The organism is Aliivibrio thorii, from assembly GCF_057368585.1.
The window spans coordinates 57469-71240 of sequence record NZ_CM170655.1 but is presented as its reverse complement, the minus strand read 5'-3'; the positions used below and the strand labels follow the sequence as shown (position 1 = coordinate 71240).

The following is a 13772-nucleotide window of genomic DNA, read 5'->3' as shown; positions in this document are numbered from 1 at the left end:
TGTTAACATTTTCTATATTTATAAAGTAGAAAGATAACTAGGAATAAAATTATGAGCAATGCAATAAAGCAAAACGATGGAGCTGAACGTTCATCTGAATGGAAAGCCTTTTTCTTCATCACAGTTGTTCTTTTCCCAATTCTAAGTGTGGGTGTGGTTGGTGCGTACGGTTTTTCTGTGTGGTTAATGCAGGCACTGTTTTTTGGTATGCCAGGTCACGGTGGTTAATTCTTTTTAAGAACCCGCGGCTACAACAAATTAGAATTAGATAAAAGAGAAGCAATTATGATGTCATTACTTAAAAGAGCTTGGGCGGTTTTTGCTCGTCCGAGTGTACATATCAGCTTGGGTGTTTTAACCCTTGGTGGTTTTATTGCCGGTGTTATTTTCTGGGGTGGCTTTAACGTTGCGCTAGAAGCGACAAATACAGAAGAGTTCTGTGTTAGCTGTCACGCAGATAATATTCAACCTGAATACGCAGGAACAATTCACGATAAAAACCGTTCTGGTGTTCGTGCTACTTGTCCTGATTGTCACGTTCCACATGAATGGACTTCTAAAATTGCTCGTAAGATGCAAGCAAGTAAAGAAGTATTTGCTCACGTATTTGGTTTCATTGATACACCTGAGAAATTTGAAGAGCGTCGTATCGTTTTAGCCCAGCACGAATGGGACCGTTTTAGCGCAAACAAATCTCTTGAATGTCGTAACTGTCATGACTATGACGGTATGGATTTCTCTAAAATGCAACCAACTGCACGTATTCAAATGCAAGGTGCAAAAGAGCGTGACCAAAGTTGTGTAGATTGCCATAAAGGTATTGCTCATAGTCTTCCTGCAAATATGGACAGCTCTGGCGGCATGGTGAGTGAATTAACTCAGCTTGCGGGTAACACTAAATACGAAGACGGTCAAACTTACGTATCTGTTCGTCACCTTCCTATGTATGAAGATGCTAAATTGACAGTTGAAGCGGGCCTATTAAACCCTGCCTCTCAAGTAACTGTACTTGAAGAGAAAGGCGATGCAATGAAAGTTGCTATCGAAGGTTGGCGTAAAGTTAAAGGCTTTGGTCGTGTTATCCAAGAAGATTTTGGTATGAACATTGCTGTAGGCGCACTACTTAAAGATACAGCTCAGAACGATAAGTTTGTTGAGAAATTTGAAACAAAAGAAGATGACCTAACGGGTCTACCTTGGCAACGTGTTACTGTGAATCTATGGATGAAGAAAGAAGATTTCTTACCGGATTACACAACTGTTTGGCAGAAAGCTGAAGAGTCATACAAAACGAACTGTTCTGTATGTCACACTCAACCAGCTGAAGCGCATTTCGACTCTAACACATGGCCTGGTATGTTTGACGGTATGATGGCATTCGTTAACTTCGATACAGACAGCAAGTCACTTGTATTGAAATACCTACAAAAACACTCTTCAGATTTTTCTGACGAAAAACACTAAGAATTAATGGAGTAGATAGCATTATGTCTATTAGCAGAAGAAGTTTTCTAAAAGGTGTTGCAACAACAAGTGCAGTATCTTTAGTAGGTCCAAGCCTACTAATGTCTTCAAAAGCAAACGCCGCTGAAACAACTGGCACATGGCGTATGTCTGGCTCACACTGGGGTGCGTTCCGTGCGCACATCTATGGTGGCAAAGTACAAGAAATTAAAGCGTTAGAAATGGATAAGCATCCAACAGACATGTTGAATGGTATCAAAGGCATTATTTATAGCCCAAGCCGTGTTCGTTACCCAATGGTACGTCTAGATTGGCTGAAAAAACATAAGTATTCAGCTGAGACTCGTGGTAACAACCGTTTTGTACGTGTCACTTGGGATGAAGCGTTAGATTTATTCTACCGTGAGCTTGAGCGTGTTCAAAAAGACTACGGTCCATGGGCGCTTCATGCAGGTCAAACGGGTTGGAACCAAACCGGTTCGTTCCACAACTGTACTGCTCAAATGCAACGTGCTGTTGGTATGCATGGTAACTTCATCAAGAAAGTAGGCGACTACTCGACGGGTGCTGGTCAAACAATCATGCCTTATGTTCTTGGTTCTACAGAAGTATACGCACAAGGTACTTCTTGGTCTGAGATCATTGAGCATTCAGACAACATTATTTTATGGGCAACTGATCCAGTTAAAAACCTGCAAGTAGGTTGGAACTGTGAGACTCATGAATCTTACGCATACCTTGAGAAGCTAAAAGAAAAAGTGGCAGCAGGTAAAGTAAATGTACTTTCTGTTGACCCAGTGAAAAACAAAACACAGCGTTTCTTACAAAACGATCACATGTATTTGAATCCACAAACTGATGTGGCGTTCATGCTAGCTGTGGCTTACACGCTATACACTGAGAATTTGTACGATAAAGCATTCATCGATACTTACTGCCTAGGCTTTGATGAGTTTATGCAATACGTACTTGGTGAAACTAAAGATAAAGTAGTTAAAACTCCTGAATGGGCTGCTGAGATCTGTGGCGTATCACCTGAGCAAATTCGCGAGTTTGCGAAAATGATGGCAACGGGTCGTACACAAATCCTATTTGGATGGTGTATCCAGCGTCAACAACACGGTGAGCAACCGTACTGGATGGGTACGGTTCTATCTGCAATGACAGGTCAAATCGGTCTTGCTGGTGGTGGTGTATCTTACAGTCACCACTACTCAAGTGTTGGTGTTCCTTCTACTGGTTTTGCAGGCCCTGGTGGTTTCCCACGTAACGTGGACCAAGGTCATGAGCCTAAGTGGAATAACAACGATTTCAATGGTTACAGTAATACTATTCCTGTAGCGCGTTGGATTGACTGTCTATTAGAACCAGGTAAAGAAATCCGTTATAACGGTAATAAAGTTGTATTACCTGATTTCAAAATGATGGTTATCTCTGGTAATAATCCTTGGCATCACCACCAAGATCGTAACCGAATGAAGAAAGCGTTCCAAAAACTTCAAACGGTTGTAACGATTGATTTTGCTTGGACTGCAACGTGTCGTTTCTCTGATATCGTACTTCCAGCATGTACGCAATGGGAACGTAACGATATTGACCAATACGGTTCATACTCTGCGCGTGGCTTAATTGCAATGCACAAGCTTGTAGATCCTCTATATCAATCACGATCTGATTTTGAGATCATGACTGAACTGACACGTCGTTTTGGCCGTCATAAAGAATATACTCGCGGTATGGATGAGATGGAGTGGGTTCGTTCACTTTATGCTGAATGTCGTACAGCAAACGAAGGAAAATTTGATATGCCTGAATTTGATGTATTCTGGGAAAAAGGCGTTCTAGACTTCGGTGAAGGTAAGCCATGGGTTCGTCACGCTGATTTCCGTAAAGATCCTGAAGTTAATGCACTAGGTACACCTTCTGGTTTCATTGAAATCACAAGCCGTAAGATTGCGCGCTTTGGTTACGAAGAATGTCAAGGCCACCCAATGTGGTTCGAGAAATCGGAACGTTCACATGGCGGTCCAGGTTCTAAAGAACACCCATTCTGGATGCAATCTTGTCACCCTGATAAGCGTTTGCATTCACAAATGTGTGAGTCTGAAGAGTTCCGTGCAACTTACGCTGTTCAAGGTCGTGAGCCGGTATACATTAACCCTCTAGATGCAAAAGAAAAAGGCATCAAGAGTGGTGATCTAGTTCGTGTATTTAATGGTCGTGGTCAGCTTCTTGCTGGTGCTGTTCTTACTGATAGTTACCCTCGTGGTGTTATCCGTATCGAAGAAGGTGCATGGTACGGTCCACTAAATGAAAAAGTGGGCGCAATCTGTACTTATGGCGATCCAAACACACTGACGCAAGATATTCCATCATCTGAGCTTGCTCAGGCGACATCAGCGAATACATGCCTAGTTAACTTTGAGAAATTCAAAGGTAAAGTTCCACCTGTAACTTCATTCGGTGGTCCAATTATTGTTGAATAAGACAATAAAAGTTAACTAATTAAAAAGCACCTATATTTAGGTGCTTTTTTTATATATATCATTCATATTTTAGTGACTAAGTATTATAAAATTTATTATATCTGGTTTCTTATATTTGGCATTTTTATAGTGCATTATTTTTATCGAAACTCATGCTATTTTACTATGAGAATTTCAATATATGTATTATTCTCTCGCCGAAAATTTCACACAGGTGAAATGCTTAGAGTAGAGCCAGAATGCTGCAAAAATTATTAATGAATCTAAAAACAAAGTATCAAATATTAATGCCAGTTTTAGCGACAATTATTGTTATGATAATCGCTATATTTTTAGTTAACCAAAAACTAGAATCGACAAACCGTAATGTACAAATTTCAGAATACAGAAGCACTCAATTAAGTAACGTGTCTGTTGCTGAGTCACGCTTACTTTTCTTAAGATTAAGCGTGTCTGCAAGTTTTACTGATTTTGGACTATTAAAGGCGATTGATTTTGATGGTATATCATCGGAATTACGTTCAAATTTCACAAGTATGGTTGAGCAGCAAAGAACGCTGCAACAAATTGGTGCGGCGGCTAAATCGCCAGAAGTCTTACAGCAAGAAGTGAATGAGATTTTATCTCAAATTAATAAGTATAAAAAACTAGCGAGTAAAATTGCCGAACATAATGATGCCAAAGTTGAAGAATGGGGAAACTCTATTTATTTGACTACGCCAATTCAACAAGCGAGTGAATTAATATCAGTATCAGATCTAAATGAAGAAGCGAAAGCTTATTGGAATAAAATTCTTCCAGAGGTATATAACAGCGCTGGTAGTATTGAAATTCAAATGACGTCTTTATTTAATGACGATTTATATACATCAGTAAGCAAAGCATCAAGAATCGATATTGTTAATCGAGAATTTGAAACGTTAGCTAAACTTATTGCCCCTTTAGAACATGAAGGCGCAAAAAAAATAATGATGGATGCATTTAAATCTCAATCAGATATGAATGCGATTCTTTGGAACGCAACAACAAGTATTAATCAGCACAAGCAAGAGATGATTAATCTTGGCGGTATCATCTATGAAGAGTTAAACAAAGAAAAAGAACGCTTGTCGTCAATGAACCAGAAAATTTCGTCAATGAATATGAATTTGATTTCAGAAAGTCAAAATTTACTGTTTATTTCGATAGCGATTACGGTAATAGTTTCATTGATTATTGGTGTTATTATTGCTCAAGTTGTAACCAAGCCAATTTTGATTCTTCAAGAACAAATGTCTGATATTTCAAATGGTCGTTTAGATTCGCTAAACCATCAATCAAACGAAAATGAAATTGGTGAGTTATGTAAGAATACAGATAGCACGGTAATTCGACTTCAAGAAATGATCAGTAGCTTACGTAATGTGGGTGAAGAGGTATCATCTTCTTCAACAGAACTTGCAGCTATTATGGTACAGAGCGAAGCAAATGCATCAGATCAAAAGTCACAAGTGGATTTAATTGCCGCAGCAATTACTGAACTAGCGGCTTCTGCAAATCAAGTTGATGAGTCTGCAAACCAAGCAGATATCAAAGCAAGAGAAGTGCTTGGAATGAGTCGTGATGGTGCTAAATCTGCATCTGAAGGGGTTAAGTTAAGTAAAGATTTAGCCGTTCAAATGGATGGTACATCAAGCGAAGTGATGATTTTAAAAGATCAGACCGACCGTATTAGTGAAGTGATTACTGTTATCGATTCTATCTCAGAGCAAACGAACTTATTAGCATTAAATGCGGCGATTGAAGCAGCACGAGCTGGTGAAAGTGGTCGAGGTTTTGCTGTAGTTGCTGATGAGGTGCGTGTACTTGCGGCTAAAACGCAGCAATCAACACAAAATATTCAAAATATCATTAACGACTTACAGCAGAAATCATTGAATGTGGTTGACGCTGTAAACCAGTCAATAGATATGATTCACAAAACGGCTCAAATGAGTATTGATACAAATAATCAGTTATTAAATATTTCAGATTCTATCGAATCGATTTCTCAGACAAACTCAGAAATGGCAACGGCGGCGAATGAGCAAAACAGAGCCATTGAATCTATTAGTGAAAACGTGAATGTTATTACTGAAAGTATTAACCAAAATGTGGAGGGCATTCGAGAGTCAACTCAAGCTAGCCAACACTTGTCTGAGTTATCAGAGAACCAAAGAGAACAATTGTTGTTTTTTAAATTATAAATAATAAGTAACTAAAGAGGCTGGTATATAAATATCAGCCTCACGCTTCTTCCTTTTATTTTATCCGTTTAAAGTCTTGCCTTTTTCTTGTTAGTATTGATTGTCTCCTTAATCGTAGTATTCTATGTGAATTAAAGCGTTAATTGATTGAGTTAGCGTAGAAAGTAACAATAGGAAGTACATGATGAACCCATTATTTTTCTTATGTGGACAAGAAACAATTCCTGTTCAAAATGATTTAGTTTATGAGTTACAGAACGATCAAATAACCATGCGTTTTACTGGCATTCACAACTCCCCAATTAATGATCATTTCCTAGTCTTACAATTTCCAACGCAACTTGAGCATGATGCTAAAATTTTAGGTGATGGCTTTCAAATGCTTGCTCAAACGGCTGGCCAAGTTGATACGCCAAAAGATATTGGTCGTTGTCCTGATAATAATTCGAGCTATCGTTTGTATCCTGAAAGTGCGAAAAAACGATTTTATAACTACTTAGTCGTTGAGCAATCAAATGGTTTTACTTTGTTTGGCTTCACTTCTTGCTACCGTTTTGCTGGGTATTTTGAAATTCATGAATACCAAGGTGATATGAATGTGATGGCTTTTCTTGATGGTGAGCATACACGACCACAAGATTGGGCAAGTAATCAAATGGAAGCAATCACCGTTATCAATGCCGATTCCCTTGCTGAGCTTTATGAGCTTTATGCTGTAAAAATTCAAGAGAAGCACCCAATTAGGCCTGGTGTTAAAAAGAATGCACCAATAGGGTGGTGTTCTTGGTATGCCTATTACGCAGAAGTGACTGAAAAAAATGTACTTGATAATGTAGAAGTTATGTGTACAGAGCAACAAAATTTTGAATGGGTGCTATTGGATGATGGTTATCAAGCATTTATGGGAGATTGGTTAACACCATCAGAGAAATTCCCAAACGGCATTAAAGCACTACTTAAAGAGATTAAAGATAAGGGTAAAAAACCAGCGATTTGGATGGCTCCATTTATTGTACAACCAGAGTCAGAAGTCTTTAAAAATAATCCAGATTGGTTTGTACGTCATGAGAATGGTGAGTTATTAAAAGCGGAAGATATCACTTATGGAGGTTGGCGTTGTACACCTTGGTATATTCTTGATACCTCAAAGCCAGAAGTTCAAAGGCACTTAACAGAAGTTATTCATACCATGCAAGAAGAGTGGGGGGTTGAGTTATTTAAACTGGATGCAAACTTCTGGGGATGCTTAAAAGGGCATCGTATTCAATCAGGAATTACAGGGATAGAAGCTTATCGTTTAGGAATGCAGGCGATTATCAATGGTGCTGGCGATGCCTTAATTCTTGGCTGTAATGCGCCAATGTGGCCATCTCTTGGTCTTGTTGATGCTATGCGTATTTCAGATGATGTTGAACGTAACCCAGAGCGCTTTGAGCAAATTGCAAACGAAACATTTTATCGCAGTTGGCAACATCGTAAGTTATGGCAAATAGATCCTGATTGTTTAACGTTAACATCTTTGTCGAATCAAGGTACTGAAAGAAAGTATTATGAGTTTCATCGTAATGTCATTCTAGCGTCTGGGGGGCTGGCATTATCAGGAGACCCACTACCAGAGCTTAATAATTTTGCTAAAAAGACATGGAAGAATTTGCTTTCCCGTCTTCGATTAACTCAAGATTCAGCACAATTTAAATCGTTATCAAATCTCCATTGTAGCTTGCGATTAAACCATCAACATGAACTGCATTGCGTATTCAATTATGATGATGAATTAATAGAGCATACATTAGTCGCTGACCAGCCATCCATTTGGCGTGATTTTTGGACAGGTGAGCAATTAAACGAAGAACCAATACAAATGTTATCACTGACATTAGAAAATGGTTTAAGTAGTAGAGCTATTTTGGTTTCTAATTAAAAGCGTTTATATCACTTGAAATTAGAGGAGGGGTATTTCAACAGAAGGAATACTCCTTTTTTATAAAAAGATCTAAAATATCCAAGAATATCGTATTTAAGAAATTTTTTCTCAATAACGAAATTGTTTGAGTAACGACACTATTTGAAAAGGCTCCATCTTGCCAACACTCTAAGTAAATTTCATCTTTGGTGTAAATTTTATTTGGATTACTATTAAAGAAGAAATAATAAATTTGCTTCGTTGAGGCTTAGCTTTACTTCATCACTGTGATTATTTACGAGAACAACTAAGCTCTCATAATCAATAGTCATGTTTATCGTTTCTATTATTTCTTTTTTATTCATAGAGATTAATTAGCACTCAATCTTAGGTGTTGCTGCACTGATGCGCTGTTTTCTATCGTGTGTTGGAGCATCAAAGTGGCTTTCTAACAAACGTTGTGTGATTGAGTGTTGAGGGTTAGCAAATACGTCTTGAGTGGCACCTTTCTCTACGACTTCACCTTCATGCATTACCATTACCTTGTCTGTAATGTGTTTTACAACTCCAATGTGCTGCGATACATAAATAAATGAAATTGCCATCTCTTGCTGAAGCTCTAAGAACAAATTAATGATCTGAGAGCGCATAGCCATATCTAATCCGTTCAATGCCTCATCTGCCACAATGATAGAAGGTTGCAATATTAACGCACGAGCGAGACACACACGTTGTTTTTGGCCTGTTGCAAGCATTTGCGGGTAAAAGTAAGCATGTTCAGGTAATAAGCCAACACGTTGCAAGGTATCTTTTACTCGTCGTTCTCGAGCTTCTGGTGGCATGCTTGTATTACGTTTTAATGGGCCTTCTAAAATTCGACCAATTTGAATTCGAGGATTTAACGAAGAGTTTGGATCCTGAAAAATCATACGAATAAGCTTACAACGAGTTTTAAAGTCTTTGTAATCGAGCACTTCGCCATTAACTTTTATGATGCCAGAGGTTGGTTCAACAACACCTGCTAGCATACGAGCAACCGTGGATTTTCCTGAGCCGTTAGCGCCAATAAACCCTAAGGTTTGGCCTGCTTCTAAAGAAAAACTAACAGGCTTTACGGCCTCTTTAATTTGTTTACGAAACAAGCCTGTGCGAAATACATAGTCTTTTTTAAGATCAGTAACTTCAAGAAGCGCAGTCATTTTTCTTCTCCTCAAAATTTAATGGGAAATGGCAGCTAAATTTATGGTCTTTCACTTTTCTACCTTCAGGAACTTCAACACATTTACGTTGAGCATAAGGGCATCGAGGACCTAAGCGGCAACCAATAGGTAAATGCTGTAACGGAGGAATGGTTCCTGGCAAAGATTCCAACTTAGCTTTATGAGGGATCCCATCTTTACTAAAATCTGGCATTGCACGTAATAATGCATTGGTATAAGGATGCTTTGGTGCCTCAAGGATCTCTTTGCGGCTAGCTGATTCAACCGATTGACCGCAATACATTACGGTAATTCTATCAACCCACTGTGTTAAGGTGATTAAATCATGGCTAATTAGCAGAATCGTTGTGTTGTTAACCTGATTCATGCGGCTCAACAAACGGAATATTTGTGACTGTGTCACCGCATCCAATTCATCTGTTGGCTCGTCGGCGATTAAGATACGTGGTTTATTGGCGATTGCCATAGCGATCATTACTTTCTGGCATTCACCATCTGTAAGTTCATAAGGGTAGCATTTCATAATTCGCTTATGATCTTTAATTCCCACTTTATGAAGTAGTGCGATTGCGCCTTTGGTTCGCCAATTCCAACGTTGCCACCAATTACCAGTAAAGTACTTGGATGGGATAGCTTCTTTAAGTTGGTTGCCCACCTGTTCTGATGGATCAAGACAAGTTGATGGCTCTTGGAAGATCATCGCCATTTCACGACCAATAACACGGCGTCGTTCTTTTGGAGATAAAGCGAGTAGGTCGATATTCCCCAAACGCATCCTGTCTGCGCTGATCTTCCAGTTATCTTTAGTGATCCCTAAAATGGCTTTTGCGACTAGAGATTTACCTGAGCCAGATTCACCAACAAGACCACGGATTTCTCCTTCATTTAGAGTCAGGCTCATGCGGTCAACCGCTTTTACCATTCCTTGAGGGGTTTCTAACTCAATGGTTAAGTGGCGAATGTCTAATAATGGCATTATTCTGTCCCCGCATTTAATGCGCGTTGAATCCCATCACCAACTAAGTTAATGATAATCACTGTGAAAGTAATGACGATACCCGGTAAGGTTACAGTCCAAGGGGCAATATAAATAAGTTCAATTGAATCACCTAAAATAGCGCCCCATTCAGGGCTTGGGGCTTGTGCGCCTAACCCTAGAAAACCTAAGGCTGTGATATCTAAAATCGCCACAGAGAGAGCAAGAGTCATCTCTGCCACAATGATAGTAAGGATATTGGGTAACACAGAGTTCCATAATAGATAGAAATCATTAGCACCGTCTAAACGAGCAGCCAAAATGTAATCTTTTTCCATTTCATTATGTACTGCAGTATAAACAGCTCGAATAAAACGAGGAATAAGGGCAAGCCAAATTGCTAATAAAATATTGAACTCGCCAAAGCCTAAAAATGCAACAAAGATAATCGCAAGTAATAATGAAGGGGTCGATAAAATTGTATCAAGAAGATGATTCAAGATGCTTGATAACAAGCCTTTTGTCATACCTGCAAAAATACCAATAACGCAACCGACAAAGCCAGAGAGCAGGGCGACGATAACGGCATAACCAAACGTGAGTTGTGAGCCAATAAGCAGTCGAGATAAAATATCGCGACCTAAATCATCGGTTCCTAAGAAAAAAATCACATCCCCTTCAGAGCTCCAAGATGGCGGCATTAATAGGTTTTCAGATTGCCATTGTGGGTCATACGGACTTAACAATGGAGAAAAAGTGGTAATAATGATGATCAACAATAAACACCAAAACCCGAACATAGCTAATGAGTTAGCACGGAAACTCAACCAGAAACGCTCCATTTGCGTAGGGATGTGTTCCTCTTGATAAACGCTATTTGAGAGCATAGAACTCTTTCCTTACTAATGGGTTTACGGCGGCACCTAATAAATCCGATAAGATATTAGCCAATAGAATAAATGACGCGACAGTAATAACACCAGCTTGAATCGCAACAAAATCTTGATTAATAATCGCATCAAGCAGCCAACGCCCGACTCCTGGCCAATTAAAAATTGATTCTGTTAATATTGCCGCGGTAAATAAGCCTGATAACTGAATACCAAGTTTTGGAATGATTGGAGGAAGAGCATTACGGATAATATGCTTTACCATGATCTCAAATTTCGATAACCCTTTTGTATGAGCGACCTTAATATAGTTTTGAGTAATCACCGTTGCTACTGAAGAACGCATTAAACGAATGACTTCTGTCATAGGAGCAATAGACAATACTAGCGTGGGTAAGATTAAGTGCTGAATAATATTTTCTAGCATTTCCGCACGATAAGGAGATTTAGATGCCAATACATCGATAAATACGAATCCAGTGGTTGCATCGAATTCATACAATAAACTATAGCGGCCAGAAACAGGGGTAACCCCTAAATTTAAACTGAAAAACATTAATAATATCAATGCTATCCAGAATAATGGCATTGAGTATCCTAACAACGCAATAGAAGAAACAATGGTATCTGTGGGTTTGCCTTGACGTATACCAGCAATAGTACCAATCGGTGTGCCAATGATTAGTGCAATGAAAAAGGCAAAGAAACACAGTTCGATAGTGGCTGGAAAAACACGTAGAATTTCATCAAGCATGTTTACGCCATACTGATTAATGCCTAGGTTTCCATTTGCTAACTCACCTAAATAGGTTACCCAACCAGAGAAAAAAGAGGTTTGAGACCATGCTGAGGTTGCATCAAGGCGTAAGATATTGAAACCGATCAAAGTCAGGATCAATAGCGTAATAATGAATAAGTTAAAACGTCGAATTGTATAAATCCACATTATTCTTCCTCCTTAATTCTTACAACATCATGGAAAGAATAGGTATTAAATGGGCTCAAGGTAAACCCCTTTAATGAAGCTTGATTCGCTTGATATTTGACGCCATGAGCAAGAGGGATAATAGGTAACTCTTCGTTCAATAAATTTTGAAGTTGGCGGTAAATATTGATGCGATAACGAGGTTGGTTGGTTTCTTTTGCAAGATCCAATAATAAATCAAACTCTTCATTACACCAATTAGCCACACCAAACCCAGCTTGTTTTGCATTACAAGAGAGTAGAGGCCTAAGCATGGAGTCAGGATCTGAACTGTTGGCGTTCCAACCAGTAAGTACTAGATCAATATCATGAGCAATAAGTTCGTTACGGCTTAATAAATCGCTTGTGATGAGCGTTAAGTTAATGCCAATTTTAGAAAAATCACTTTGTATAATTTCAGCTGATTTTTTAGGACTAGGGTTATAAGAGTTATTGTCTAAAGGAACCCACATAATTAGATCGAGTGGTGTTTTAACTCCAGCTTCTCGCAATAAGCCTTTTGCGTAGTTTAAATCATAGCGGATAAATGAACTGTCGTTGCCATAAGCCCACGATGCCGGTGGAAGAATTGATTTCGCTTCGATACCTGAATTGTAATACACCGAGTTAATTAAACTGGAGCGGTCTATTGATAAATTGAGAGCTTTGCGAATTCGTGGGTCTTGTAATAACGGCTTTTGGGTATTCACGGCAATAAAGGCAACATTTGTTGCGGTCTGCGAATACAGCGTCAAATCATCATTTTTAATAATAACTGGTAGTTGACTTGAGATAGGGTTAACAACCACATCGCATTCTTGGCGTAATAATTTTGCTAGAGATCCAGTGCCGCGACTTGAAATATCAAACACGACTTGTGACATTTTGACCGGACCCTGCCAGTAACCATCATGTCTTTTTAAACGAACCAATTCACTTTTTTGAAATTGTTCAAGTTTGAATGGCCCTGTGCCAACAGGTTTAATGTCTATTAATTCTTTTTCATCGATAGAAGCGAGTTTTTGAGAATATTCTAATGAATGAATAACCGCGTATGAGGTTGCAAGTGCTGATAAAAATGTATTATCAGGCGAAGACAACACAAATTGAACAGTATGTTTATCAATGGCCTTGACTGATTCAACGATATTAGAAAAATTAATACTATCAAACCAAGGGTAGTGCCCTGTATTTACAGCATGATAGGGATTTTCTGGATTAAGAATGCGATCAAAGCTGAATACGACGTCATTAGCATCCATGGCCCTTGTCGGAGTAAGCAATTCGGTTGACTGAAAAGCCACATTTGGCTGTAGTGTAAAGGTATAAATCATCCCTGTCTTATCTACTTCCCAAGATTTGGCTAAATTAGATGAAGGCAGTTGTGAAATAGGGTCAATAATTAACAAGCGGTCATAAATTTGAGCACTAATGGCTTCAAGAATACTGTTTTCATTCGAAATCTGTGGATTAAAAAATTCCACGCTTCCTGATTCACAATAGATGAATCCTGTATCTTGAATAGTCTGTTTGATCCCCGCATCATAACAGCCAGTAAGATTAAATAATCCCGTGGCAGCGATGAGTATGCGCGTAATAATCTTCATAGTGACCGCAGCTTTTATCAATTTTAATTAATGAACC

The 13772-nt window shown here is 38.8% G+C and carries 10 protein-coding genes; 5 read left to right on the top strand and 5 right to left on the bottom strand.

Annotated features, from left to right (window positions below):
- Positions 1-51 precede the first annotated feature (51 nt).
- The 5 genes from torE (at position 52) to AC2IP4_RS14520 (ending at position 8096) form a co-directional block, all read left to right on the top strand.
- A complete protein-coding gene (gene torE / locus AC2IP4_RS14540; RefSeq protein ID WP_060992256.1) occupies positions 52-228 on the top strand; it encodes a trimethylamine N-oxide reductase system protein TorE in 177 nt (58 codons plus the stop codon).
- Positions 229-285: 57 nt separating this feature from the next.
- A complete protein-coding gene (gene torC / locus AC2IP4_RS14535) occupies positions 286-1464 on the top strand; it encodes a pentaheme c-type cytochrome TorC (RefSeq protein ID WP_486307613.1) in 1179 nt (392 codons plus the stop codon).
- A 23-nt stretch (positions 1465-1487) separates the two neighbouring features.
- The gene (gene torA / locus AC2IP4_RS14530) at positions 1488-3950 is read left to right on the top strand and encodes a trimethylamine-N-oxide reductase TorA (protein WP_105056207.1); all 2463 of its coding nucleotides are present in this window, start codon (positions 1488-1490) and stop codon (positions 3948-3950) included.
- A gap of 239 nt (positions 3951-4189) precedes the next feature.
- Positions 4190-6175 (top strand): methyl-accepting chemotaxis protein, encoded by a 1986-nt coding sequence (locus AC2IP4_RS14525; RefSeq protein ID WP_375320360.1) that lies wholly within the window; start codon positions 4190-4192, stop codon positions 6173-6175.
- A 181-nt stretch (positions 6176-6356) separates the two neighbouring features.
- Positions 6357-8096, top strand: a complete 1740-nt coding sequence (locus AC2IP4_RS14520) for a glycoside hydrolase family 36 protein (RefSeq protein WP_486310984.1) — start codon at positions 6357-6359, stop codon at positions 8094-8096.
- Positions 8097-8452: 356 nt separating this feature from the next.
- Here AC2IP4_RS14520 and AC2IP4_RS14515 read toward each other — a convergent pair whose 3' ends face one another.
- The 5 genes from AC2IP4_RS14515 to sapA are packed head-to-tail and all read right to left on the bottom strand — an operon-like array spanning position 8453 to position 13735.
- Positions 8453-9277, bottom strand: coding sequence for a peptide ABC transporter ATP-binding protein (locus AC2IP4_RS14515; RefSeq protein WP_375320362.1), 825 nt, complete (start codon positions 9275-9277; stop codon positions 8453-8455).
- Positions 9261-10274 carry a peptide ABC transporter ATP-binding protein gene (locus AC2IP4_RS14510; protein WP_105056202.1) on the bottom strand — a complete coding sequence of 338 codons (1014 nt, stop codon included), beginning with the start codon at positions 10272-10274 and terminating at the stop codon, positions 9261-9263. Before AC2IP4_RS14510 ends, AC2IP4_RS14515 begins: the two co-directional genes overlap by 17 nt.
- Entirely contained in the window at positions 10274-11161 is an 888-nt protein-coding gene (gene sapC / locus AC2IP4_RS14505; protein WP_375320363.1) for a putrescine export ABC transporter permease SapC, read from the bottom strand. Before sapC ends, AC2IP4_RS14510 begins: the two co-directional genes overlap by 1 nt.
- Positions 11148-12110 (bottom strand): ABC transporter permease, encoded by a 963-nt coding sequence (locus AC2IP4_RS14500; RefSeq protein WP_375320364.1) that lies wholly within the window; start codon positions 12108-12110, stop codon positions 11148-11150. Before AC2IP4_RS14500 ends, sapC begins: the two co-directional genes overlap by 14 nt.
- Entirely contained in the window at positions 12110-13735 is a 1626-nt protein-coding gene (sapA, locus tag AC2IP4_RS14495) for an ABC transporter substrate-binding protein SapA (RefSeq protein WP_375320365.1), read from the bottom strand. The genes AC2IP4_RS14500 and sapA overlap by 1 nt, the downstream gene beginning before the upstream one ends.
- Positions 13736-13772: the final 37 nt, after the last annotated feature.

Coding starts and splice junctions, on each gene's coding strand:
- torE (WP_060992256.1), top strand. CDS start 52: ATGAGCAATGCAATAAAGCAAAACGATGGAGCTGAACGTTCATCTGAA.
- torC (WP_486307613.1), top strand. CDS start 286: ATGATGTCATTACTTAAAAGAGCTTGGGCGGTTTTTGCTCGTCCGAGT.
- torA (WP_105056207.1), top strand. CDS start 1,488: ATGTCTATTAGCAGAAGAAGTTTTCTAAAAGGTGTTGCAACAACAAGT.
- AC2IP4_RS14525 (WP_375320360.1), top strand. CDS start 4,190: ATGCTGCAAAAATTATTAATGAATCTAAAAACAAAGTATCAAATATTA.
- AC2IP4_RS14520 (WP_486310984.1), top strand. CDS start 6,357: ATGATGAACCCATTATTTTTCTTATGTGGACAAGAAACAATTCCTGTT.
- AC2IP4_RS14515 (WP_375320362.1), bottom strand. CDS start 9,277: ATGACTGCGCTTCTTGAAGTTACTGATCTTAAAAAAGACTATGTATTT.
- AC2IP4_RS14510 (WP_105056202.1), bottom strand. CDS start 10,274: ATGCCATTATTAGACATTCGCCACTTAACCATTGAGTTAGAAACCCCT.
- sapC (WP_375320363.1), bottom strand. CDS start 11,161: ATGCTCTCAAATAGCGTTTATCAAGAGGAACACATCCCTACGCAAATG.
- AC2IP4_RS14500 (WP_375320364.1), bottom strand. CDS start 12,110: ATGTGGATTTATACAATTCGACGTTTTAACTTATTCATTATTACGCTA.
- sapA (WP_375320365.1), bottom strand. CDS start 13,735: ATGAAGATTATTACGCGCATACTCATCGCTGCCACGGGATTATTTAAT.